The 25,632-nt window shown below is 61.0% G+C and carries 21 protein-coding genes; 5 read left to right on the forward strand and 16 right to left on the reverse strand.

Annotated features, from left to right (window positions below):
- Positions 1–5: 5 nt before the first annotated feature.
- The 8 genes from C2846_RS13830 to C2846_RS13865 form a co-directional block, all read right to left on the reverse strand.
- A complete protein-coding gene (locus tag C2846_RS13830) occupies positions 6–824 on the reverse strand; it encodes a peptidylprolyl isomerase (RefSeq protein ID WP_119701709.1) in 819 nt (272 codons plus the stop codon).
- Positions 825–884: 60 nt separating this feature from the next.
- On the reverse strand, positions 885–1,565 hold the full coding sequence (narI, locus tag C2846_RS13835) for a respiratory nitrate reductase subunit gamma (RefSeq protein WP_095623679.1): 681 nt from the start codon (positions 1,563–1,565) through the stop codon (positions 885–887).
- Between the two features lie 9 nt (positions 1,566–1,574).
- A complete protein-coding gene (gene narJ / locus C2846_RS13840) occupies positions 1,575–2,297 on the reverse strand; it encodes a nitrate reductase molybdenum cofactor assembly chaperone (RefSeq protein ID WP_119701710.1) in 723 nt (240 codons plus the stop codon).
- Between the two features lie 2 nt (positions 2,298–2,299).
- Positions 2,300–3,838 (reverse strand): nitrate reductase subunit beta, encoded by a 1,539-nt coding sequence (narH, locus tag C2846_RS13845; RefSeq protein ID WP_119701711.1) that lies wholly within the window; start codon positions 3,836–3,838, stop codon positions 2,300–2,302.
- 10 nt (positions 3,839–3,848) lie between these two features.
- Positions 3,849–7,610, reverse strand: coding sequence for a nitrate reductase subunit alpha (locus C2846_RS13850; protein ID WP_119701712.1), 3,762 nt, complete (start codon positions 7,608–7,610; stop codon positions 3,849–3,851).
- A 79-nt stretch (positions 7,611–7,689) separates the two neighbouring features.
- Positions 7,690–9,186, reverse strand: coding sequence for an MFS transporter (locus C2846_RS13855; RefSeq protein WP_119701713.1), 1,497 nt, complete (start codon positions 9,184–9,186; stop codon positions 7,690–7,692).
- Between the two features lie 20 nt (positions 9,187–9,206).
- On the reverse strand, positions 9,207–9,665 hold the full coding sequence (locus tag C2846_RS13860; protein WP_119701714.1) for a universal stress protein: 459 nt from the start codon (positions 9,663–9,665) through the stop codon (positions 9,207–9,209).
- Positions 9,666–9,678: 13 nt separating this feature from the next.
- Positions 9,679–11,280 carry an MFS transporter gene (locus C2846_RS13865; protein ID WP_119701715.1) on the reverse strand — a complete coding sequence of 534 codons (1,602 nt, stop codon included), beginning with the start codon at positions 11,278–11,280 and terminating at the stop codon, positions 9,679–9,681.
- Positions 11,281–11,606: 326 nt separating this feature from the next.
- Here C2846_RS13865 and C2846_RS13870 point away from each other — a divergent pair, with 326 nt between their 5' ends.
- Complete coding sequence (locus C2846_RS13870) at positions 11,607–13,457, forward strand: type IV pili methyl-accepting chemotaxis transducer N-terminal domain-containing protein (RefSeq protein WP_240638205.1); 1,851 nt, start codon at positions 11,607–11,609, stop codon at positions 13,455–13,457.
- Position 13,458: 1 nt separating this feature from the next.
- Positions 13,459–14,112, forward strand: coding sequence for a two-component system response regulator NarL (gene narL, locus C2846_RS13875; protein ID WP_119701716.1), 654 nt, complete (start codon positions 13,459–13,461; stop codon positions 14,110–14,112).
- On the opposite strand, the gene C2846_RS13880 is transcribed toward narL, so the two are convergent.
- From C2846_RS13880 to moaB, 3 genes are read right to left on the reverse strand one after another with little or no spacing between them, the layout of a single operon-like run.
- Positions 14,113–14,499: a putative zinc-binding protein gene (locus C2846_RS13880; protein WP_095623687.1), complete on the reverse strand. Its 387-nt coding sequence runs from the start codon at positions 14,497–14,499 to the stop codon at positions 14,113–14,115.
- A 34-nt stretch (positions 14,500–14,533) separates the two neighbouring features.
- The gene (locus C2846_RS13885; protein WP_119701717.1) at positions 14,534–15,766 is read right to left on the reverse strand and encodes a molybdopterin molybdotransferase MoeA; all 1,233 of its coding nucleotides are present in this window, start codon (positions 15,764–15,766) and stop codon (positions 14,534–14,536) included.
- Complete coding sequence (gene moaB, locus C2846_RS13890) at positions 15,763–16,314, reverse strand: molybdenum cofactor biosynthesis protein B (protein ID WP_119701718.1); 552 nt, start codon at positions 16,312–16,314, stop codon at positions 15,763–15,765. The genes C2846_RS13885 and moaB overlap by 4 nt, the downstream gene beginning before the upstream one ends.
- Positions 16,315–16,645: 331 nt before the next feature.
- Between moaB and C2846_RS13895 the strand changes: the two genes are divergently transcribed.
- Positions 16,646–16,933, forward strand: coding sequence for a GIY-YIG nuclease family protein (locus C2846_RS13895; protein ID WP_205890222.1), 288 nt, complete (start codon positions 16,646–16,648; stop codon positions 16,931–16,933).
- Positions 16,934–17,507: 574 nt separating this feature from the next.
- On the opposite strand, the gene moaE is transcribed toward C2846_RS13895, so the two are convergent.
- From moaE to acs, 5 genes are all read right to left on the reverse strand, one after another.
- Positions 17,508–17,957: a molybdopterin synthase catalytic subunit MoaE gene (moaE, locus tag C2846_RS13900; RefSeq protein ID WP_119701719.1), complete on the reverse strand. Its 450-nt coding sequence runs from the start codon at positions 17,955–17,957 to the stop codon at positions 17,508–17,510.
- A 1-nt stretch (position 17,958) separates the two neighbouring features.
- A complete protein-coding gene (locus C2846_RS13905; RefSeq protein WP_080051178.1) occupies positions 17,959–18,207 on the reverse strand; it encodes a MoaD/ThiS family protein in 249 nt (82 codons plus the stop codon).
- On the reverse strand, positions 18,207–18,680 hold the full coding sequence (gene moaC / locus C2846_RS13910) for a cyclic pyranopterin monophosphate synthase MoaC (protein ID WP_080051179.1): 474 nt from the start codon (positions 18,678–18,680) through the stop codon (positions 18,207–18,209). Before moaC ends, C2846_RS13905 begins: the two co-directional genes overlap by 1 nt.
- 492 nt (positions 18,681–19,172) lie before the next feature.
- Positions 19,173–20,432, reverse strand: coding sequence for an acyl-CoA dehydrogenase family protein (locus C2846_RS13915; protein ID WP_119701720.1), 1,260 nt, complete (start codon positions 20,430–20,432; stop codon positions 19,173–19,175).
- A gap of 1,127 nt (positions 20,433–21,559) precedes the next feature.
- Positions 21,560–23,521, reverse strand: a complete 1,962-nt coding sequence (acs, locus tag C2846_RS13925) for an acetate--CoA ligase (RefSeq protein WP_119701721.1) — start codon at positions 23,519–23,521, stop codon at positions 21,560–21,562.
- Between the two features lie 195 nt (positions 23,522–23,716).
- On the opposite strand from acs, the gene C2846_RS13930 reads away from it, so the two are divergent.
- Entirely contained in the window at positions 23,717–24,103 is a 387-nt protein-coding gene (locus C2846_RS13930) for a MerR family transcriptional regulator (protein WP_119701722.1), read from the forward strand.
- Positions 24,104–24,467: 364 nt separating this feature from the next.
- A complete protein-coding gene (locus C2846_RS13935; protein WP_119701723.1) occupies positions 24,468–25,631 on the forward strand; it encodes an isovaleryl-CoA dehydrogenase in 1,164 nt (387 codons plus the stop codon).
- The last annotated feature ends 1 nt before the right edge of the window (position 25,632 follow it).

Below are 25,632 nucleotides of genomic sequence, written 5' to 3' on the forward strand. Positions count from 1 at the left end.
ACCTCCTATTGCACCAGTGGCGAATCAGCGGCACGCAGAACGATGCCTTTGATCTCGGCCTCAGCCATCAGGGTTTCCAGATACTGTACTACCGCCTTGCGCCAGACCCGCTCACCCAGCTCCCGGGCGATGCTGTCGCGAACATGCTCATAGGGCAGTTGGCGGCCATCAATACGCTGATCGACCCTGACGATATGCAGGCCGTAACGCGACTCCAGTGGCTGCGCCGACAAGCCTTCTGGCAGACGCAGCAACTGCCGCTCGAACTCGGGTACGGTCTGGCCCTGGCTGATCTGGCCCAGCGCCCCACCCTGCTCTTTGGATGGGCAATCGGAATGCCGCTTGCTCAGTTCGGCAAACCGCTCGGGCGCTTCCTGCAACTGACTGATCAACTGCAGCGCCACTTCACGCTGCTGGCTGCGCCCCACCGCATCCTCGGCCGGCACGGCCAGCAGGATATGACTGGCCGCCACCAGTGGGGCGCTGCAATAGCGCGCCTGATTGGCCTGGTAGAAACGTTGCAGGCTGGCCTCATCGGCTTCCGGCACCTGCACCTCGCGCTCCAGCAAGCCACGAATCAGGGCCTCTTCGGCCGTTTCACCCGCAGCGGGCCGTACTTCCACACCCAACTCGGCAGCCCGCTGGTCCAGCAACTCTCGAATCACCAGTGCCTGAGCAGCCAGATAAATCGCATCCTCACGATTCTCGGCCGGGTGATACTGCATTTCCCGGGCAATCGCCTCGGGGTCCAGCTCGATACCGTTGACCCTGACCTGCGGCCACTCGGCACGCTCACTGCTGGCAATGATCGCAGCGTTGTTCATCGCTCTACTCCTGTACGGGTCTGAAAGCGTGCGGGTAACTGCCCCGCACGCACCAGGCTCTCAACCACGTTGACGGACGATCTGATAACGGCGACCCAGATACCACACCGGGGCACTGATGATGTGCACCAGCCGGGTAAAGGGGAACAGCACGAACAGCGTCAGGCCGAGGAACACGTGCAGTTTGTAGACCAGGCTGACCGGCTCGATCGACGCAGCCGCCAGGAACGGCTGGAAGGTCACGGTGTACTGTGCCCAGTTGGCCAGCAACACCATCACCGAGCCATCCATGTGTCCGGCCGAGGCCGGAATGGTGGCCAGACCCAGCAGCAGTTGCGCCAGCAACACCCAGAGAATCATGATGTCCGAGAAGCTCGACTGGGCACGTACCCTCGGGTTGGTCATGCGCCGGTGAATCAGCATGAGCAGACCGATCAGGCACAGGATGCCGAAGAACCCGCCCGACACCATCGCCAGCAACTGCTTGTTCGAGGTGCTGATGACATGGTGATAAATCGCCTCCGGGATCAGCAGGCCAACGAAGTGCCCGGCCAGAATGAACAGGATGCCGATATGGAACAGGTTGCTGGCCAAACGCAGGCCCTTGTCATGCATAAGCTGACTGGAGTGCGCCTTCCAGGTGTATTGCGACAGATCGAAGCGCGCCCAACTGCCGATCACGAACACCGCCAGGGCAATGTAGGGATACACGCCGAACAGAAGAAAATTGAAGTTTGACATGCTTGCCTCCTAGGCCTTGCCGGCCGATACGGCGTTATCGTTGAACCCGACCCAATGCACCGGCACCGCCTGCTCTTCGCGCGGTTTGCCCGGTGCCCGGCTGGTGCCGCAGGCACCCTGGCTGTCGCCATTGAGGAAGGTCACTTCCTCTTCCTGCCAGTCCCGGTCGAGTGCTTCCAGACTGTGATCGGGCTGGCCCGGTTCGATACCGGCGGTGGCCGTTTCCGGCTCACACCCGGCAATCTGCAACAGCGCCTGCAAGCAGGCGGCATAGTCCGACTCACGCTCGGCCAACCGGGCAGCCAGCAGCGCCAGCAGGTGCTGTACATCGGCCAGACCTTCGCGGGCCTCCAGATCCTCTCGACTGGCAAGAAACTCCAGGTACAGCGGGATGTAGTCCGGCAGCTCCTTGACCCCGATGGCAAAACCGGCGGCCTCATACTGGGCCATCAGATCAACCATCGCCTGACCACGGTCGCGCGACTCGCCATGCACATGTTCGAACAGCAACAGCGACAGGTAGCGGCCACGCTCGAACAGCTCGGTCCAGGCTTCCTGCACGTCCAGCAATGGCTGGCCGGCGACACGTTCCAGTAGCGCCTGCAAGGCCTGACGCTGGGCCGGGCTGATCTCCCGGGCAGCGGCAATCGCTTGGTTCAGCTCATCCCGGGCCGCCTGGACGGCGGCCTCGGGGTAATCGAGCAACAGGGAAATTACCTTGAGAATCCGCATGTTCAGTTCTCCCAGATCTGCACGGTCTTGAGCACGTCACGGCGGCTGGCCTTCTTGCCACCGAACATGTTGACCTCGGAACTGCCATTGCAGCCGCTGCCGAAGCTGAAGCCACAGCCATTGCGTTCGGCAAAGACTTCGCTCAGCGCCTCTTCGCGGTGCGCGGTGGGAATCACGTAGCGGTCCTCGTAGTTGGCAATCGCCAGATAGCGGTACATGTCCTCGGCCAGCGCCTTGGTCAGACCCACCTCTTGCAGTGCCTTGAGGTCTTCCACCCCGTCGACCTGCTGGGCCCGCTTGTACACGCGCATGGCCAGCAGACGCTTGAGCGCCAGCTTGACCGGCGCTTCATCACCGGCAGTCAGCAGGTTGGCCAGATAGCGCAGCGGAATGCGCAGGCTGTCGACATCCGGCAGAATGCCGTTCATCCCGACCTTGCCGGCCTCGGCTGCGTTCTGGATCGGCGACAGCGGCGGCACGTACCAGACCATCGGCAGCGTGCGGTATTCCGGGTGCAGCGGCAGCGCCAGCTTCCAGTCCACCGCCAGCTTGTACACCGGCGATTGCTGCGCCGCCTCGATCACCGACATCGGCACGCCATCGGCCAGCGCCTGCTTGATCACCTTGGGATCATGCGGATCAAGGAAAATCTCCAGTTGCTTCTGGTACAGGTCCTGCTCGTTCGGGGTACTGGCCACCTCATGAATCCGGTCGGCGTCGTACAGCAGTACGCCGAGGTAGCGAATCCGGCCAACACAGGTTTCCGAGCAGACGGTCGGCATGCCCGACTCGATCCGCGGGTAACAGAAAATGCACTTCTCGGATTTGCCGCTCTTCCAGTTGAAGTAGATCTTCTTGTACGGGCAGCCGCTGATGCACATGCGCCAGCCGCGGCACTTTTCCTGGTCGATCAGAACGATGCCATCCTCTTCGCGCTTATAGATCGCGCCACTCGGGCAGGCCGCCGCACAGGCCGGGTTCAGGCAGTGCTCGCACAGGCGCGGCAAGTACATCATGAAGGTGTTTTCATACTCACCATAGATGTCGGCCTGGACCTGGTCGAAGTTCTTGTCCTTGCGCCGTTTGGCGAATTCGGTGCCAAGAATTTCTTCCCAGTTCGGGCCCCATTCGATCTTCTCCATGCGCTGGCCGGAAATCGCCGAACGCGGCCTGGCGGTCGGCTGGTGGGCCGACTCGGGTGCGGTGTGCAGATGCTGGTAGTCAAAATCGAACGGCTCGTAGTAGTCGTCGATGGTCGGCATGTCGGGGTTGGCGAAGATGTTCGCCAGCACCCGGAACTTGCCACCGATCTTCGGGTTGATCGAGCCGTCCTTGTTGCGGACCCAGCCGCCCTTCCACTTGTCCTGGTTCTCCCACTCCTTGGGATAGCCAATGCCTGGCTTGGTCTCGACGTTGTTGAACCAGGCGTACTCCATGCCTTCACGGCTGGTCCAGACGTTCTTGCAGGTAATCGAGCAGGTATGGCAGCCAATGCACTTGTCCAGGTTCAGCACCATGCCCACTTGTGAACGAATCTTCATGGCTGTCTCCTCAGTCGATATCACGCGGCAAGGGTTGCGGCAGAGCGTCCCCATTGGGGCCATCCAGCCAGTCGACCTTGCTCATCTTGCGTACCACAACGAACTCGTCGCGGTTGCAGCCCACGGTGCCGTAGTAGTTGAAACCATAGGCCTGCTGGGCATAACCACCGATCATGTGAGTCGGCTTGAGCACCACCCGGGTGACCGAGTTGTGGTGACCGCCACGGGTGCCGGTCATTTCGCTGCCCGGCATGTTCACGATCCGCTCCTGGGCGTGGTACATCATCACCATGCCCTCCTTGACCCGTTGACTGACCACCGCCCGGGCGACCAGCGCACCGTTGGCGTTGAAGCACTCGACCCAGTCGTTGTCTTCGATACCGGCTTTTTTGGCATCGATTTCCGACAGCCAGATGATCGGCCCACCCCGACTGAGAGTGAGCATGATCAGGTTGTCCGAGTAGGTGCTGTGGATGCCCCACTTCTGGTGCGGGGTGATCCAGTTCAGCACGATCTCGGTATTGCCGTTGGGCTTCTTGCCCTTGACGTACTCAATGGTGCGGGTGTTGATCGGCGGGCGATAACTCATCAGCTGCTCACCGAACGCCTGCATCCACGGGTGATCCTGATAGAACTGCTGACGACCGGTGATGGTGCGCCATGGAATCAGCTCGTGGACGTTGGTGTAGCCGGCGTTGTAACTGACCTTCTCGTCTTCCAGGCCAGACCAGGTCGGGCTGGAAATGATCTTGCGCGGCTGCGCCTGAATGTCACGGAAGCGGATCGCTTCGTGTTCCTTGGCCAGTGCCAGATGGGTGTGATCGCGGCCGGTGAATTTCGACAGTGCCGCCCAGGCCTTGACCGCCACATGACCATTGGTCTCGGGTGCCAGGCTGAGCACGACTTCGGCAGCATCAATGGCAGTATTGATCTGTGGCCGGCCCTGGCTGACACCCTCTTCCTGCACCACATGGTTGAGCTTGCCGAGGAACTCGACCTCATGCTCTGTATTCCAGCCGATCCCCTTGCCACCGTTACCCAGCTTGTCCATCAACGGCCCAAGCGAGGTGAACTTCTTGTAGGTGTTGGGGTAGTCACGCTCGACCACCATCATGTTCGGGCAGTTCTTGCCCGGTACCGGCGCTTCACCTGCGGTTTTCCAATCGGTACCACCGAACGGCTGAGCCAGTTCGCCGGGGCTGTCATGCAGCAGCGGCACGGTGACCAGATCCTGTTCGACCCCAAGCACACCCTCGGCCACCTGGGAAAACTTCTTGGCGATGGCCTTGTAGATTTCCCAGTCCGACTTCGACTCCCAGGCCGGGTCCGCCGCCTGCGACAGCGGATGGATGAACGGGTGCATATCCGAGGTGTTGAGGTCGTCCTTTTCGTACCAGGTGGCGGTCGGCAGCACGATGTCCGAATACACGCAGGTACTGGACATGCGGAAGTCCAGCGTAGTGACCAGATCCAGCTTGCCGATCGCACCCTCATCGACCCACTCGGCCTCATGCGGCTTGAAGCCGTCGCGCTTGCCCAGATCCTCGTTGAGCACGCCATGCTTCTCGGCGCCCAGCAGGTACTTGAGCATGTACTCATGGCCCTTGCCGGAGCTGCCCAGCAGGTTGGAGCGCCAGATGAACAGGTTGCGCGGGAAGTTATCTGGGTTATCGGGCTGCTCACAGGCGAACTTCAGACTGCCGTCCTGCAACGATTGCAGTACATAGTCCTTCGGCTCCAGGCCTTTGGCTGCCGCCTCACGGCAGATCTGCAGCGGGTTGCGATTGAGCTGCGGCGCGCTGGGCAGCCAGCCGGCGCGCTCGGCGCGGATGTTGTAGTCGAGCATGTGCTCGGGGAACTGGCTCTTGTCAGCCAGCGGCGAGAGCACCTCATGAATGCTCATCTTCTCGTGGCGCCACTGCGAACTGTGGTTGTAGAAGAAGCTGGTGCTGTTCATCTGCCGCGGCGGACGGCTCCAGTCCAGGCCGAAGGCCAGTGGCAGCCAGCCACACTGCGGGCGCAGTTTTTCCTGACCGACGTAGTGCGCCCAGCCACCCCCGGTCTGACCCACGCAGCCACACAACATCAGCATGTTGATCAGGCCGCGGTAGTTCATGTCCATGTGGTACCAGTGGTTCATCGCCGCGCCAACGATAATCATCGACCGGCCATGGGTCTTGTCGGCGGTATCGGCGAACTCGCGGGCGATCTGGATCACTTTCTCACGCGCAACACCGGTGATCTGTTCCTGCCAGGCCGGGGTGCCAGGTACGCTGGCATCGTCGTAGCTGCTGGCAACGTTGCCACCACCCAGGCCACGATCAATCCCCAGACCGGCGGCCTGAATATCAAATACCGTGGCGACCTTGACCGCCCGGCCATCGCCCAGGGTCAGGCTGCGGGCCGGCACCCGGCGCAACTGAATCTGCTCGCCCTCGACGTGCTGGAAATGCTCGTGCAGTTGGCCGCCAAAATACGGGAAGGCCACCTCGACCGCTTCGCCGCCATCGAGCTGTGACAGTTGCAACTCGACATCGCGGCCGTCACGCCCTTCACGGGCCTCGATATTCCATTTGCCGGACTCGCCCCAGCGATAGCCGATCGAACCCAACGGCGACACCAGCTCACCGGTCGGGCCGTCAACCGCCACGGTTTTCCACTCGGGATTGTTGTCCTGGCCAAGCTTGCCATCCAGATCGGAGGCGCGCAGGAACCGGGTCGGCTGATAGCCGCCGGCCAGGGGCTCAAGCAACACCAGCATTGGCAGGTCGGTATAGCGGCGCACATAGTCGGTGAAATAGGCGCTGGGTTTCTCCAGGTGAAATTCCTTGAGGATCACATGGTTCATGGCCTGGGCCAGCGCCGCATCGGTGCCCTGTTTGGGGTTGAGCCACAGGTCGGTGAGCTTGGCCACCTCGGAGTAGTCCGGGGTTACCGCCACGGTCTTGGTGCCCTTGTAGCGCACCTCAGTGAAGAAGTGCGCATCCGGGGTCCGGGTCTGCGGTACGTTGGAACCCCAGGCAATGATGTAGTTGGAGTTGTACCAGTCGGCCGACTCCGGCACGTCGGTCTGCTCGCCCCAGACCATCGGCGAGGCCGGCGGCAGGTCGCAGTACCAGTCGTAGAAGCTCATGCACACCCCGCCAATCAGCGACAGGTAACGGCTGCCGGCGGCGTAGCTGATCATCGACATGGCCGGAATCGGTGAGAAACCAATCACCCGATCCGGGCCGTACTGCTTGATGGTATAGACGTTGGCAGCGGCGATGATCTCGGTCACTTCCTCCCAACTGGAGCGCACAAAGCCGCCCAGACCACGCTTGCTCTTGTACGAGCGGGACTTGGCCGGATCCTCGACAATACTGGCCCAGGCCTCGACCGGGGTCTTGCCCGCCCGGGCCTCACGCCAGAGTTTGAGCAGCGACTTGCGCACCTTGGGATACTTGACCCGGTTGGCGCTGTAGATATACCAGCTGTAGCTGGCGCCGCGCGGACAACCACGGGGCTCGTGGTTGGGCAGGTCCGGACGGGTGCGCGGATAGTCGGTCTGCTGGGTTTCCCAGGTGATCAGGCCGTTCTTGACATAGATCTTCCAGGAACAGGACCCGGTACAGTTGACCCCGTGGGTCGAGCGGACGATTTTGTCGTACTGCCAACGCGCACGGTAGACGTTCTCCCAGTCACGCGACTCCTCGCGGGTCTCGCCGTGACCGTCAGCGAATTCGCCCTGCTTCTTCTTGAAGAAGCGCAGTTGATCGAGCAGATGGCTCATGGTGGTTCTCCTCATTCCGAACGGATAAGCCGTTCAGTGGCTATCGGGATTACTAGCGGAACTGCTGCCGTTTTTTGCTTTATTTGATCGTCACTTCCTGTTGACGGAGGGCCTCAAGCTCACGATCCACCGAGGACACGTAGTACTCCTCGGAGAACGCCCCCTCAGGTTCCTTGAGCCAGACAAAACAGAGGGCGAAGCTGATGAAGGCCCCGGCGGCAATGATCATGAAGAACTGCGACGGGGATACGAACGTATAGAGAGTAAGGTAGCAGACCGCCCCGACATTGCCATACGCGCCCGCCATCCCCGAGATTTGCCCGGTGATGCGCCGCTTGATCGAGGGGATGATGCCGAAGGTCGCGCCCTCAGCCCCCTGCACGAATACCGAACAGGCCACAGTCACCGCCACGGCAACCAGCAACGGCCACTTCTCGTTCATCAGCCCCATCATCAGGAAGCCGACACCGATACCGAACATGTAGGCCAGCATCACGAAGCGGCGATTACCCAGGCGGTCGGACACCAGCCCGCCCATTGGCCGGGCAACCAGATTGACGAAGGCGAACGAGGCGGCAATGATCCCGGCGGTGGTCGGAGTCAGCCCCCAGGTCAATTCGAAGAACATCGGCAGCATCGACACCACCGCCAGTTCGGCACCGAAGTTGGCGAAATAGGTGGAGTTCAGCGCGGCGACGCTGTTGAACGGATACTTGTCATCCTCCGGCACGCCCTTCCTCAGGATCGGCACGTTGACCCGCAGGATCTGGATGATCTGGTACAGCACCACCAGAGCAATAGCCACGTAGCAGATCGTTGCGCCGGTTGCTGACAGGTAGCCCATGTCCTCAATCCGCCAGACCAGGATGCCCAGCACGCCGACCATGGGGATGGTCCAGAGAATCAGCTTGATCATGTCGGCCCAGGTACTGACCTCCATGGCACTGGCCTTCTTCGGCTTGTGATGCACGGTACCGGGCGGGCCGTCGGAAATCGCAAACCAGTAGTAGACCCCGTAGGCCGCCATGATCAGCGCCGAGCTGGCAATCGCCCAGCGCCAGCCTTCCGGACCGCCGAAGATATGGATCGCGATAGCCGGCAGGCTCATGGCTGCAGCAGCCGAACCGAAGTTGCCCCAACCAGCATAGAAGCCTTCGGCAAAACCGATGTCCTTGGGCTTGAACCACATGGCGGTCATGTGGATACCGACCACAAAACTGGCGCCAATCGAGCTGAGCACCAGGCGTGATACCAGCAGTTGTACGCGGCTGTCACCAAAGGCGAAGAACAGCGCCGGCAGCGCCATCACCACCAGCAGCACCGAGAACACCCGGCGCGGCCCCCAACGGTCCAGCGCCATCCCGACGATGATCCGCGCCGGGATCGTCAGCGCCACGTTGGCGATGGCAAACAGCTTGATATCGTCCGGGGTCAGCCAGTCGAGGCTTTTCAGCATGCTCGAAGCCAGCGGCGCCATGCCGAACCAGACGAAGAAAGTGATGTAGAAAGCAATCCAGGTCAGATGAAGTGCCCTGATTTCCGGGTTCTTCCACTTGAACACATCAGCAACTTTCATGTTCCGTTACTCCTTGCAACTCAGGGGCAAGCCTGGATCAGCACCGGGCACGGGGCCCGGCGCGCCAGGAAGGCACTGACACTGCCAAAGGTCATGTAGTCGAGTTCATCGACCAGCAGGTTGAGCGAGCGCGAGATGAAGCCGCCGTCCGGCTCGTTGCTGTGACGGGCAATCACCAGCAGGTCGGGCTTCTTGTGTTCGGCGGCCTTGAGGATCATCTTGCGGGCGTCGCCCTCGGCCAGAATCACATCGGCATTAAGGCCGGCCTGACCGACCCGCTCGGCCGCTTCGCGCAGAAAGCCCTGAAACTCGGCACGCTGCTGATTGAACAGTTCGGAACTGGCGTCACTGGTGTCCAACGCGCCTTCAACCACGCCGATCAAGATGATCAGCGGGTCGAGCGGCTTGAACATGGCGATGGTGGCATCCAGCGCCTTGCGGGAATTACGTGAGTTGTCGTAAGCGATCATGATTCTCATGGTCTGTCTCCGCTCAGGGGTTCTTCACATAGGCGTTGCGGCGCAGGTAGAACCACCAGTTGAGTACCAGGCACAGGGCGTAGAACACCGCGAACCCGTACATGGCCACCTCCGGGGTGCCGGCCTTGACCTGTTCACCAATCACGATCGGGGCAACGAAGGAGCCGTAGGCGGCTACCGCCGAGGTCCAGCCCAGTACCGGGCCAGCCTTCTCGCGGTCGTAGATCACGCCGATGGTGCGAAAGGTCGAACCGTTGCCAATGCCGCTGGCAGCGAACAGCACCAGGAACAGCACCAGGAACAGGAAGAAGTACTGCTCAGGCTGGCTGGAGCTGTAGGCCTGCTGCAGCACGTAGCCAACCGCCACCGAGGCTGCGACCATCACCACCGAGATCACCTGGGTGACAATCGAGCCGCCAACCTTGTCGGAGATCCAGCCGCCCAGCGGGCGGATCAGCGCACCGATGAACGGGCCAATCCAGGCATAGGTCAGCGCGCTGGGCGCATTAGGGTTGGCCACCCGGGTAACAGTGCCGTCGGCTGCCGCCTCGGTAACGAAGCCGAAGATCACCGTGATTGACAGCGGCAGCGCCATCGAGAAACCGATGAAGGAGCCGAAGGTGAGGATGTACAGCACGCTCATCGACCAGGTGTGCTTGTCGCGGAAGATCGCGAACTGGCGCTTGATGTTCGGCTGAATGCTGCCCGGCAGCAGCCGCAACAAGCCCAGGGTCAGTCCCATGATCAGGATCATGGTCAGCCACATATTGAGTACACCCAGCCCCACCGGAGCCGGCAGATACAAATACAGCCCCACCGCAGCGGCAATGAAGCCCACGCCGTACAGGCCAAGAATTTTGCCGAAGGCACCCAGGGCGCTGCCCGGATTCGGGGTAATTGGCTCAAGGTTGTTCATGCCGAACCAGCCGGCAAACGCCAGCGGAATCAGGAACACCAGCCAGACCCAACCGGCGTTCTGAATCCAGGTTTCAGTCCCGGCCGGAATTCGTCCGATCAAGGTGCCGCTGTCCTGGGTCAGCACCATGGAACCACCGGCAAAAGCTCCAAACACCCCGGCGGTCATTACCAGCGGAATCAGAATCTGCATGGTGGTCACCCCGAAATTGCCCAGCCCGGCATTCAGGCCCAGGGCCAGACCCTGCTGGTTCTTCGGGAAGAAACCGCTGATGTTGCTCATCGAGCAGGCGAAGTTGCCGCCGCCGATACCCGAGAGAAAGGCCAGCAACTGAAACACCCACAACGGCGTATTGGGATTTTGCAGCGCCATGCCAGCACCCGCAGCCGGGATCATCAACAGCGCGGTGGTCAGAAAGATGGTGTTGCGACCGCCAGCGATGCGAATCATGAACGAGGCCGGAATCCGCAGGGTCGCCCCGGTCAGGCCGGCGATGGCGGTCAGGGTGAACAGTTCAGCCGGGGCAAAGGGAAAGCCCAGGTTGATCATCTGAACGGTGACAATGCCCCACATCAGCCAGATGGCGAACCCCATCAGCAGACTTGGGATAGAAATCCATAGATTGCGGTTGGCAATTTTCTTGCCGGTGGATTCCCAGAAAACCGGTTCCTCCACATCCCATTTCTTGATCATGCTCATGGCGCATCCTCTGTCTGGTGCAAGTCGGGACCGGCCATACCGGCTCCATGGCTCGCACGCTAAGGGGATGTGGCCTGGCAAAACTTGATCTGGATCAACACGACCATTTCGCACTGGCGGGCAAAATCTGGCTCGTACCTCTTTTTGGATACCTACTTAAGACAAAATAAACTCATTAAAATCAAACAATTACAAGATGCTTGCACAACATAGGGAGTAGCCCGCCAGCAGCCCGGCTTATTGGAGATACCTACCGCCGGTGATTGCAAAAATCGGCGTCTGGCGCACAATTGGTTCTACCTGCCGCCAGAACCTGCCAAGCTCTCATGCCCAACACCCCGCCTGACCCGCTCACTCCCCGCCATTCAGTGGTGTTCCACACGTTGCTGGCGTTTGTGGTGATCATCGGCGTGTCGGTGTTGAGTCTGCTCGGCAACCTGTACATGGCTGATGCCCTGGAAGGTGACGCCGCCGCCATCAACCAGGCCGGCAGCCTGCGCATGCAGGCCTACCGTCTGGCCCTGACTGCGACCCAGGGCGATGACGAGCGACTGACCGAACGCCTGCAACGGCTGGACGACACCCTGACCTCGCCGGCTCTACTGCTGACCGTGCGCCGCCACCCCAACAGCCCGCTTCCGGAGCGCTACGCCACCATCGTCAGCCATTGGGCCTATACCATGCGCCCGCAACTGGCCGACCAGCCCCGCGATCTGGCGCGTTATCTCAGCGAACTGGATGCCTTTACCCAGGAACTGGACGGTTTCGTGCGCAGCCTGCAGGAAGCCTCGGAACGCAAACTGGGGGTGATTCGGGTACTGCAGGTCGGCACCCTGTTCATCATCGTGTTGATCGCCTTTTTGCTGATCAACCGCCTGCACAACAACCTGGCGACACCGCTGCGCGCGCTGACCGCCATGGCCCGGCAAATCGGACGCGGCAACTTCAGCAGCCGGGTCGAGGTCGCGGGTGATACCGAGCTGAGTCTGCTGGCTCGCACACTCAACCAGATGAGTCAGGAGCTGGCTGAGCTCTACGCTGAAATGGAGCAGAAAGTCAGCGACAAGACCGCCGAGCTGCAACGCAGCAACACCAGCCTGCAACTGCTGTTCAACGGGGCGCAGATGCTCTACAGCCAACCCCAGGACCCCGGTCAGATGATGGGCCAGTTGCTTAGCAAAGTGCAGGAAGCGCTGGGCAGTGGCCCGGTCAGCCTGTGCCTGAACCGCCCCGGGGAAGCCGGCAGTCACACCGCTATCAGTTCGCTCGATATGCTGCCACCCTACTATTGCGACCTCCCCCAGTGTGCAGCCTGCCCGGCGCAGGCCAACCAGGGGCTGCTGGCCAACGGCAACCGGCTGATCAGCTTTGCCATGCGCTCCGGGGCCAGCGAGCTGGGCACCCTGCGGGTTGAGCATCCGGCCGATCAGGCACTGCAACCCTGGCAGGAACAGTTGATGCTCACCCTGGCAGACCTGTTTGCCGCCTCACTCAGCCTTGCTGGTCAGGGCGAACAACAGGCACGCATGGCGCTGATGGAAGAACGTGCAGTCATCGCCCGCGAACTGCACGACTCGCTGGCCCAGGCACTGTCGGCGCAGAAGCTGCAGCTGGCACGACTCAAGCGCCTGGCTGCACGTGGCGCCGACAGCGAGACCCTGAGCGCTACCGCTGGCGAGATTGAACAGGGATTGAATGCCGCCTATCGACAACTACGCGAGCTGCTCACCACCTTCCGTATCAAGGTCAACGCCCCCGGACTCAAGCCAGCCCTGCACGCCACCGTGGAAGAGTTCAGCAGCAACTCCGGGCTGGACATTCATTTCAGCTACCAGCTCGATCACTGCCCGCTGACCCCCAACGAGGAAATCCACTGCCTGCAGGTGGTGCGCGAAGCCCTGAGCAACGTGCTCAAACACGCCAGGGCCAGCCAGTGCTGGCTGAGCCTGTATCAGGACCGCAAGGGCATGATCCATGTCCAGATCGAGGACAACGGCATCGGCATTGGCGACAGCGTCAGCCCCAGCGGTCACTATGGGCTGACCATTTTGCGTGAACGTGCCGAAGGTCTGCATGGCGAGGTCAGCATCGACCCACGCGAAGCTGGCGGCACCCGGGTCTGGTTGCGCTTTGCCCCCGACTATCGACGAATCCCCCTGAGACAGGAGTCAGTCTGAAATGAGTGAAGAGGACATCACCCGCATTCTGTTGGTCGACGACCATCCGATGATGCGCCGCGGTTTGCGTGACCTGCTGGAACTGGAAGACGACCTGCAACCGATCGGTGAAGCTGGCAGCGGCGCAGAAGCCCTGCAGTTGGCCGAGCAGCACGAGCCCGACCTGATTTTGATGGACCTGAACATGCCCGGCATGGATGGCATCGAAACCGTCCGCCAACTGCGCGATGCCGGCTGCGATGCCCGGATCGTGATGTTCACCGTTTCCGACGAGCACGGCCATGTGCTTGAGGCCCTGCGCCAGGGGGCCGACGGCTATCTGCTCAAGGACATGGACGCCGATCACCTGGTCGAGCAGATCCGCAAGGCCGCCCACGGTCAATTGGCCTTGAGCCCGGACCTGACCATGGTGCTGGCCCAGGCCATTCGTGAGCGCCCCAGCAAGCATCAGCCGAGTTCAGCCGCGTCGCTGACCAAGCGGGAAAAGGATGTGCTCAAGCTGATCGCCAAGGGCCACAGCAACAAGATGATCGCGCGCCGCCTGGATATCACCGAAGGTACGGTCAAGGTCCACGTCAAACGCCTGCTCAACAAGCTGGGCATGCGCTCACGCACCGAAGCGGCGGTCTGGGTAGTGGAAAACCACCTGAACTGATCAGCCGCTGGCGATACGGTTCTTCAACTCCCAGACCTGCTCGACCAGCCGGTCCTCAAGCAGGTCAGCCTGCTCCTGGGTGCAGTCCGTGCCAAAGCGTTTGCGCAAACCCAGGTCACTCAGCACGATGTGTTCATCCGGCTGCACCTGGCAGCGAGCCAGACAGGCTTTAACGCAATGCAGCCGGCAGCCATCGATGGCGACGATTGGACGCCCGGAGCGGGCCAGCTTGACCAGCGCCGCAACGCCACCACCAACGCCGGCAATACAGGACATTTCCGCCACTCCGGCCCGATCCAGGCGCAGCGCCAGGTTATTGGCCAACTGCGCGACATTGGAGCAGCCGGAACAGGAGTAGATCAAAGGGTGTTCAGATGTAGACGACATGTTTGTCACCTCGCTGAGGTTACATGTAACAGAGTCAGACAAGCAGTTGCTCGAATGGCCAGTAGCGCACCAGATCTCCCTGTTTCAGAGTCCGCTCCGGCTCGATCTCCACCAGCCCTGTGGCCCAACAGGCTGCGCTGAGCATGGCCGAGCCCTGGTTCTCGTGCAGCACCGCCTGTTGGCCAGTTGCACAGGACTCGCGGCGGCCACGCAGAAACTGACGTCGTGGCCGGGCCTTGGGCCAGTCAAAACCGGCCGGCAGCAAATACGGCATGGGGTCGTCGGTCAGGCAGCCCTGAGCCTTTAGCAACCAGGGCCGCGCCACCATCAATGCGGTAACCAGAACCGCCACCGGGTTCCCCGGCAAACCGATCCACGGCGTCCCGGCCACCTCGCCAAAGGCCAGCGGCTTGCCCGGTTGAATCGCCAGCCGCCACAGTTGCAGACTGCCCAGATCCTGCACTGCCAGTTTCAGATGATCTTCCTCACCAACCGAGACGCCACCCGAACTGAGCAGCACGTCAGCCTGCCCGGCCAGTTCGGCCAGGCGGTTGCGGGTGAGCGCCAGATCATCGGCCAGACATCCGCCATCGATCACCTCCATCCCCCAGCCCTGCAACAGACTGAGCAAGGTATAGCGATTGGCATCGTAAATCTGCCCGCCGGCCACCGGCTGCCCCGGCTCACGCAGCTCATCGCCACTGCTCACCAAGGCGACCCGCAGACGCCGGTAGACCGGTATCCGGGCCAGCCCATGACTGGCCAGCAAACCAATGTCCTGAGCCCGCAAGCGCTGCCCTTTGGGCACCAGCAGATCCCCACAGCGCAATTCTTCAGCCTGACGGCGAACATGCTGACCCGGCGTCAATGCCGGCAGCAAAACCTGCCCACCTTCGACCCGGCACTGTTCCTGCGGCACGACACTATCGGCCCCAGGTGGCAATGGTGCACCGGTAAAGATCCGCACCGCTGTCTGCGGCGCCAGAAGATCAGCCTGATCACCTGCCGCCACCCGCCCCAGAACCGGCAACCAGCCACCCGCAGCCGGCAGATCACCGGCCCGCAGCGCGTAACCGTCCATCGCACTATTGTCCCAGGCCGGCACATCCAGCAACGCGTGCTGATCCATGGCCAGCACCCGGCCAAGCGCCTGGTGCAGCTCCACCGGCTCGCTGACCAGCGGGTCCGGCATGCATTCGAGCAATTGGGCCAGCGCTACTTCCAGCGGCAACAGATGCTGGCTGGTCGTACAGTCGCATTGGCTCATGACCGACTCCCGCAGCATACCGCCTGATGTTCAATCGGCTTGAGGTGCGGCACCGCGTTGCACGGTCGGGTCCGGCTATCCAGTTGCAGCGCCAGAATCCCATCCCATGCGGTGCGACAGGCACCCGGCGAGCCCGGCAAACAACACACCAGCGTGCCATTGGCAAAACCGGCCAGCGCCCGGGACTGCACGGTCGAAGTACCAATTTCCTGGAACGACAACTGACGAAACAGCTCGCCAAAGCCATCCATGCTCTTGTCCAGCAGCGGGCTGATGGCCTGGGGTGTATTATCCCGCGCAGTAAACCCGGTCCCCCCGGTGATCAGCACCACCTGAACGTCCGGCGCAGCAATCCACTGCGACACCTGGGCCCGCAGCAGGTAGATATCGTCGATCACCAATTGCCGGTCAGCCAGCACATGGCCTTCAGCCTGCAAGCGCTCAACCAGAGTGCGACCGGAGTCATCGGTTTCCAGAGTACGGGTATCGCTGACCGTCAGCACAGCGATGCGCAAGGGAATAAAAGCCTGAGAAGCCAGGTGGGCCATAAGCCAAACCTCCTAGAAAGTCTGGCTTTGAGCATGCAGTTGATCAGCACTGACCGATAGTGCCCAATGGAGGTACATACCCGGAGCATTGGAGGGGTATGACCCTACCCCCTCACACCAGCCCCACCCTGGATTGCCACGCCGCTACGCGGCTCGCAATGACAGTTTGGGAGTAACAACCCCAATCGCCACACACCGCCTCCACCTACCCGTCATTGCGAGGACCTCAGGTCCGTGGCAATCCATAGGCCACCTCATACGCACCCCGGTTGCACCCACCATCAAACCTGCGCAACACTGCCCCTCCCGAAAGCACCCCAAGGATGGCCGTATGATCAGGGAACCCTGTGTCTACATCATGAGCAACAAACCCAACGGCACACTGTACGTTGGCGTCACCTCCAACCTACCTGCCCGCGTCTGGCAGCATCGAACCGGAGCAGTACCCGGCTTCACCTCCCGGTACGGACTCACCAAACTGGTCTGGTATGAAAGACATGAACAAATGGCAGAAGCCATAAGTCGAGAGAAACAGCTAAAAGCCGGCAACCGCGCAGGAAAAATCCGCCTGATCGAAGAAAGCAACCCACACTGGAACGATTTGTATACGAGCCTGTAAAACCGGGGCAGCGAAACCCTGGATTGCCACGCCGTTACACGGCTCGCAATGACGGCTGGGAGTAACGGACCCAATCACCACACCCCGCCCCCACCAACCCCGTCATTGCGAGGGCCAAAGGCCCGTGGCAATCCAAGCGCGCATCAACAACACCCCTGGATTGCCACGCCGCTACACGGCTCGCAATGACGGCTTGGGAGTAACAAACCCAACCACCACACACCGCCCCCGCCCAACCCCGTCATTGCGAGGGCCAATGGCCCGTGGCAATCCAAGCGCGCATCAACAACACCCCTGGATTGCCACGCCGCTACGCGGCTCGCAATGACGGCTGGGAGTAACAGCCCCAACCACCACACACCGCCCCCACCTACCCCGTCATTGCGAGGGCCGAAGGCCCGTGGCAATCCAAGCGCGCATCAACAACACCCCTGGATTGCCACGCCGCTACGCGGCTCGCAATGACGGCTTGGGAGTAACAAACCCAACCACCACACACCGCCCCCGCCCAACCCCGTCATTGCGAGGGCCGCAGGCCCGTGGCAATCCATAGGCAGCTACACAGCACTCCACCTCAAACCCAGCGCTTCAACGCCGCATCATCGCTCTCACGGGCATCGACCCAGCGTGGGCCGTCCGGGGTGTCTTCCTTTTTCCAGAATGGGGCCTGGGTCTTGAGGTAGTCGATGATGAAATGACAGGCCTCAAAAGCTGCCTCTCGGTGAGCAGAGCTGACGCCAACAAACACGATTGGCTCACCCGGCTCCAGGCGTCCAACCCGGTGCAACACTTCAACGGTCAGCAGCGGCCAGCGCTCACGGGCCAGATCGACAATCTTGCCCAGCGCCTTTTCGGTCATGCCTGGATAGTGCTCAAGCAGCATGCCGGCCACTTCCTGGCCGTCATTGAAATCACGCACATAACCAACAAACCCGACCACCGCACCAACCCCAAGCTGATCGGCATGCAACTGGTTGAGTAACTGGCCAGGATCGAAGCAGGCCGTCTGCACCCGTATCGCCATATCAGCCTCCGGTTACCGGCGGAAAAAACGCCACTTCATCGCCATCGGCCAAAGGCTCATCCAAACCACACAATTCCTGATTGCGAGCGCACATCAGACGCGGTTCGGCCAGCACCTGCCAGGCTTCACCCCGGGCCAGCAGCAAGTCACGCACCGCAGCAACGCTATCGAGTTCAGCCGACCAGGGCAGTTGCTCCTGATCACAATTGAGGGTTTCCCGGTAACGGGCGAAATAGTTGAGGGTCAGCATCAGTCCGGCTCCGCCTGGTAGTCGCCACTCTTGCCGCCGTGCTTGCTGAGCAGCCGGGTCGATTCGATCACCATGCCCTTGTCCACCGCCTTGCACATGTCGTACAGGGTCAGTGCGGCGATACTGGCGGCGGTCAGGGCTTCCATCTCTACCCCGGTCTGACCGGCCAGTTTGCAGCGCGCCTCGATCCGTACCGCATCCGGCGCCTCGGCAAACAGTTCGACCTTGACCCCGGTCAGCAGCAACGGGTGACACAGCGGGATCAGTTCATGGGTGCGTTTGGCCGCCTGGATACCGGCGATCCGGGCCACGGCAAATACATCCCCCTTGGGATGGCCGCCGGTCTGGATCAGCTCCAGGGTTTGCGGGAGCATGCGCACCCGGCTTTGCGCCACGGCTTCACGGAAAGTCACCGCCTTGTCGGTGACATCGACCATATTGGCCCGGCCCTGGCTGTCGAGGTGAGTAAGCATCGATGATTCCTGTAACGTCGTCATGCCTCTACTCTACCGCAACCGCCCAGGCCGGGCATTACCTCTAACGAGGGGGTTACCTGGATTGCCACGGCCCTGCGGCCCTCGCAATGACAGAGTAGAGCCAACGCACCGTACTCCACCCCTCACCCCAAACCGTCATCGCGAGCCGCGAAGCGGCGCGGCAATCCAAGGGACGGCTCTGCTCACCCGAACACCTGGATTGCCACGGCCCTGCGGCCCTCGCAATGACGGAGTAGAACCAACGCACCGTACTCCACCCCTCACCCTAAACCGTCATTGCGAGCCGCGAAGCGGCGCGGCAATCCAAGGGACGGCTCTGCTCATCCGGACACATGGATTGCCACGGGCCTTCGGCCCTCGCAATGACGGAGTAAAACCGACCCACCGCGCTCTACCCCCTCACTCTCAACCGTCATTGCGAGCCGCGAAGCGGCGCGGCAATCCATAACCCACGAATGAGCCCCCAACTCAGCTCACCCGCAACACATCCGGCGGCGTCAGGTAATCGCTGCTGGAGCCACGCCGTTCGGCACTGTCATCAATCTCCAGCCGGGCAATACTGCGCAGGTGTACCTCGTCCGGGCCATCGGCGATCCGCAGTGAACGGGCGCTGGTCCACAGATCGGCCAGGGGGGTGTCCGGGGTCAGGCCCATGGCGCCGAATACCTGCATGGCGCGATCAACCACACCACCCAACATCGCCGGCACCACCGCCTTGATCATGGCAATTTCGCGGCGGGCCTTGCGCGCGCCGGCCTGATCGATCATCCAGGCGGTCTTGAGTACCAGCAACCTGGCCTGCTCAATCTCCATGCGTGAACGGGCGACCCACTCACTGATGCTGCCATGCTGATGCAGATAGCGGCCAAAGGTCTTGCGCTCCTGAGCCCGGTCAACCATCAGTTCCAGCGCCAGCTCGGCCATCCCGATGGCACGCATGCAGTGATGGACTCGCCCCGGCCCCAACCGGGCCTGGGCCATCATGAACCCATCCCCCTCATTGCCCAGCAGATTCTCGACCGGCACCCGAACATTGCGCAGCAGCAGCTCACAATGACCTTCGGCCGAAACGTGGTTCATCACCGGAATATTGCGCACCAACTCAACGCCGGGGGTGTCGAACGGGACGATCACCATGCTCTGCTGGCGGTGCCGATCCGCATCCGGGTCGGTCTTGCCCATTACAATAAGAAACGCGCAATCAGGATGAGCGGCATTGGTGATGAACCACTTGCGCCCATTGATCACATAGTGATCGCCATCACGGCGGATCAGCGTCTGGATATTGCTGGCATCCGAGGACGGTACATCCGGCTCGGTCATGGCAAAGGCCGAGCGAATCTCACCATTAAGCAAGGGCAGCAGCCAGCGCTGGTACTGCGCATCCGTGGCAAACAGGTGCAGCAACTCCATGTTGCCGGTATCCGGCGCATTGCAGTTGAATACTTCCGAAGCCCAGTGAATCCGGCCCATGATTTCCGCCAGCGGAGCGTACTCCAGATTGCTCAGCCCAGTCCCCGGCTCATCCTCGCGCAGCCCAGGCAGAAACAGGTTCCATAGCCCCTCTTCCCTGGCCAGGGCCTTGAGGTCAGCCATAAACGGCGGCGGATAGTCACCCGCCGCCACCGCCCGGTGCCACTCGGGGATGCGCGGCACGATGTAGCGCTCCATGAACCCACGCAACTGAGTCATCAGCGCCTGGGTCCGTTCACTGTATGCAAAATTCATGTGGTCAACTCCAATCGAAGGGGTTGAACTCACATTAATTCAGTCAATTAATTCTGATTTTGATCAGGATCAAAAATAAAAGTCGTGAATACCACAGAGCGCACCACTGCGGCGGAACAACAAACCAGCACAGCTTGAGAGCAGCACCTTTAACACTCATCCCATACGCCGGGTTGGTTTACAAGGTCGCAGGTGACGCTTTGCTTATCACCCAGCCTCGGTATCACTACTGATTTAACGCCGCCAGCACGCGCGGCTTTGTAGTGGAGGCGAAGCCGCAACGAAAAAGACGTCGCTGTGACTGGCCTTGTTAATGGGCATTAGCTATGACCACATTTGCACGATAACCGTAATGGCTACCCCGCCTGCGCCCAGACCAAACAGAAATAGCTGCCACCAAAACAGACACCAAGATAAGTTTCCCAGCGCTTTGGTTTCTTGCCGGTGGGTAGAGCTCACCGGTTCATCTTTCCAGCGGGATCTCGCAATTTGCGTGGTAGCACGAAAATCTCTCAGGCGATTGATTGCACACCAAACAGCTAGACTAATTGAAATGGCCAAAGAGGCCATTGCGCCTGTCGCGATAATAAGCATGCATTTGCTAGTCGGCTGAGTACCAACCAAACCAGAAACTAGAAACTAGAAACTAGAAATGCCAGAATGCCTATAGATAGCCCAAGTACAAGGTTCGAGACGGATGAAAAGTAATCTCGTGTAATACCTTGCCAACGAACGAAGCTTTCTTTATCTTCTGCTGCCACTTACTTGCTCCTGCCCATTAACATTGGGATGGATCGACGGCTTTATGACCACATATCATTCGCTTCTTTATGATCACACTTCCCCCGATGGCCACTTTCAAACAATCCCCAACAAAATCAATCATCTAGGCAGTCACGTATTGTTCTATCGTGTAATCGCGTGACGTCTCTATTTTGTTCATGCAATCAACCATCCCTGTTTTTGAGCTGTGCCGGTGGCGTTGAATGATATCAGTGTGCCTTGCACGGACGTTGTTGCCAAGGGGCGTGGGTTTACCCCGTATCCAGGGCAAAAAAACGGCTGCCTTCTTGCGTTGGCAGCCTAATCGAGAGCAGGAGATATCCGCTATCGGGGGGAGCAGAGCATCACGCTGATTGCAACATCATTGCCTTGTGCTCGTTGATCAACTGTTCGACCACGCTTGGGTCGGCCAGGGTGGAGATATCGCCGAGCCCTTCATACTCGCTGGCGGCGATCTTGCGCAGGATGCGGCGCATGATCTTGCCCGAGCGGGTCTTGGGCAGGCCTGGAGCCCACTGGATGCAGTCGGGCGAGGCAATCGGACCAATCTCGCGGCGAACCCAGTTCTTCAGTTCCAGACGCAGTGCTTCACTGGGCTCGACTCCGGAGTTCAGGGTTACGTAGACGTAGATGCCCTGGCCCTTGATGTCGTGGGCAATACCCACCACTGCGGCTTCGGCCACCTGCTTGTGCGCGACCAGTGCACTTTCGATTTCGGCGGTGCCCATGCGGTGCCCGGAGACGTTGAGTACGTCATCGACCCGGCCGGTGATCCAGTAGTAGCCGTCCTCGTCGCGGCGTGCGCCGTCGCCGGTGAAGTAAGTGCCCTTGAAGGTCTTGAAGTAGGTTTCGACAAAGCGGTCATGGTCGCCAAAGATCGAGCGCGACTGCCCCGGCCAGGAATCCAGCAGTACCAGATTGCCTTCGGTGGCGCCTTCGAGCACCTGACCTTCGTTGTCGACCAATGCCGGCTGTACGCCAAAGAACGGACGAGTGGCCGAGCCCGGCTTGAGCGCGGTGGCGCCCGGCAGCGGGGTGATCAGAATGCCGCCGGTCTCGGTCTGCCACCAGGTGTCGACGATCGGGCAGTTGCCCTTGCCGACGGTCTGGTGATACCAGTTCCAGGCTTCCGGGTTGATCGGTTCACCGACCGAGCCCAGCACCCGCAGGCTGCTGCCATCGGCGCCGCGCATGGCGGCATCACCCAGGGCCATCATCGAGCGAATGGCGGTCGGTGCGGTATAGAGGATATTGACCTTGTGGCTGTCGATGACCTGAGCCATGCGGGTCACGTCCGGGTAGTTCGGTACACCCTCGAACATCAGGGTGGTCGCCCCGTTGGCCAGCGGGCCGTAGATCAGGTAGCTGTGACCAGTGACCCAGCCAATGTCGGCGGTACACCAGTAGACATCGCCGTCCTGATAGTCGAACACGTACTGGTGGGTCAGCGAGGCGTACAGCAGATAGCCGCCGGTGGTGTGCAGAATGCCCTTGGGCTTACCGGTCGAGCCGGAGGTGTAGAGGATGAACAGCGGGTCTTCGCTGTCCATCGGCTCCGGCGCGCACTCGGCGTCGGCGGCGGCCATCAGTTCGGCGTAATCCAGATCGCGGTGATCGTGCCAGGCGATATCGGCACCGGTATGGCGCACCACGATGACCTTGTCGACGGTCTTGATCTCGGGATGGGTCAGGGCTTCATCGACGTTGGCCTTGAGTCCGGTCTTGCGACCCGCCCGCACGCCTTCGTCAGCGGTGATCACTACGTTCGAGCGACCGTCGAGAATCCGGCCGGCCAGTGCCTCGGGCGAGAAACCACCAAACACCACCGAGTGAATCGCGCCGATCCGGGTACAGGCCAGCATGGCCACCGCGGCCTCGGGGATCATCGGCATGTAGATGGTCACCACGTCGCCCTGGGCTACACCCTGGTGCTTGAGCGCGTTGGCGAAGCGGCAGACCTGCTCGTGCAGTTGGCGGTAGGTGATGTGCCTGGACTGGCCCGGCTCGTCGGCTTCCCAGATGATCGCGGTCTGATCGCCACGGGTTTCCAGGTGGCGGTCCAGGCAGTTGGCCGAGACGTTCAGGTGCCCGTCAAGAAACCACTTGATGTCGACGTTGTGGTCATCGAAGGAGGTCTGCTTGACCTTGGAAAACGGCTTCATCCAGTCGATGCGCTTGGCCTGCTCGGCCCAGAACGCCTCCGGATCGCTGACAGAGGCCTGATACATCTGCTGGTAGCGTTGCTCGTTGATCAGTGCCTTGGCGGCAAACTCCGGGGATACCGGATGCAAGGTCTCGGTGGTCATGGGCACCTCATGGGAGAGTTTTAAAATTGTGGCCCTAGTGTCGTAGCCACACCCCTCCCGTTCCATTCGACCAAGGTCTTAGCGGGATTAGACCTTTGGTGAACGGGTGCCACGCGGTTGACCTGCAGCGGCTTCCAGCTTACGTTAACGTCAATATAGACCGGGCTCGCAGCCCATTGGCTACCCGAGGCACCGATGCCCGAAACCTACAGCATTTCTGATCTGGCCCGCGAACTGGACATCACCACCCGCGCCATCCGTTTCTACGAGGAACAGGGCATGCTCAGCCCCGAGCGGCGCGGCCAGGAGCGCATCTACAGCCCACGCGACAAGGTCACGCTCAAGCTGATTCTGCGCGGCAAAAGAATCGGCTTTTCCCTGGCTGAGTGCAAGGAGCTGATCGAGCTGTACGACCCCAGCCATGGCAATCGCAAACAGCTGGAAACCTTCCTGCACAAGATCAGCCAACGACGCCAGCAACTGGCCCAGCAACTGCTGGATATCCAGCAGATGCAACTGGAGCTGGACACCGCTGAAGAGCGCTGTCTGGCGGCACTGGCTGGGGGTCAGACCAGCGCCTGAGCCCGTTTCAGCTGGCTCCCATCGCCTACACACCCTGGCGACGCCACCCCAGGCTGGGCGCAACGCCTCAGGGACGCGTAATCCTCTGGGGGTGTCGTGCCCCGGTCCGCGCTCGGGCGCGACACAGAGCTATCCTGCAACACGGTGCTTTCCGCCAGTTCCAGCATCGCGCGGGCGCGCGACGCTTCCCAGACCAGGCATCAATCTCCGTGCAATTCCTTGAGAGTGTCCGAAACTGCTTTAATCAGTGTTTCCCTATCAACAACCATTGACGTTGGGCGCAAGCAGGTTTACGTTAACGTAAAGGTAAGCAAAATTACCGGTACTGGAAAAAACTCTGACAACTACAAGCACAGGAGCCGCCATGTACTACCCCAGCCTCAACTTCGCCCTGGGCGAAACCATCGACATGCTGCGCGAGCAGGTCCAGCACCTGGCGGCTGCCGAACTGGCTCCACGGGCGGCACAGATCGACCGTGACAACAGTTTTCCGCATGACATGTGGCGCAAATTTGGCGACCTGGGTCTGCTGGGCATCACGGTCAGCGAAGAGTACGGCGGCGCCGGGCTCGGTTATCTGGCCCATGTGGTGGCCATGGAGGAAATCAGCCGGGCTTCGGCCTCGGTAGCGCTGTCCTACGGGGCCCACTCCAACCTGTGCGTCAACCAGATCTTCCGTAATGGCACAGCCGCACAGAAAGCCCGTTACCTGCCCAAACTGATCAGCGGCGAACAGGTCGGCGCGCTGGCGATGAGCGAGCCGAATGCCGGCTCCGATGTGGTCAGCATGAAACTGCGGGCCGAACAGCGCGGCGACCACTACGTGCTCAACGGCAGCAAGATGTGGATCACCAATGGCCCGGACGCCGATGTCTACGTGATCTATGCCAAGACCGAACCAGACCTGGGTCCGCATGGCATCACCGCCTTCATCGTCGAGAGTAGCGCCAAGGGCTTTTCCCGGGGCGACAAGCTGGACAAGCTGGGCATGCGCGGCTCCAACACCTGCCCGTTGTTCTTCGACGACGTTGAAGTGCCGGCCGAGAATGTCCTGGGCGCGCTCAACGGCGGGGTCAAGGTGCTGATGAGCGGGCTGGACTACGAGCGCGTGGTGCTGTCTGGCGGCCCAACCGGCATCATGCAGGCCTGTCTGGATGTGGTGGTGCCTTATATCCACGACCGCCAGCAGTTCGGTCAGAGCATTGGCGAGTTCCAGTTGATCCAGGGCAAGGTCGCCGACATGTATACCCAGCTCAACGCCAGCCGCGCCTATCTCTATGCAGTCGCCCAGGCCTGTGATCGCGGCGACGCTACCCGCAAGGATGCCGCCGGGGTAATCCTCTACAGCGCAGAAGCAGCCACCCGCATGGCGCTGGATGCGATCCAGATTCTCGGCGGCAACGGTTACATCAACGACTACCCCTGTGGACGTCTGCTGCGCGATGCCAAACTCTATGAGATCGGCGCCGGCACCAGCGAGATCCGGCGCATGCTGATTGGCCGGGAACTGTTCAATGAGACCCGCTGAA

This window comes from Pseudomonas jilinensis (genome assembly GCF_003586265.1).
GTDB lineage: Bacteria > Pseudomonadota > Gammaproteobacteria > Pseudomonadales > Pseudomonadaceae > Halopseudomonas > Halopseudomonas phragmitis.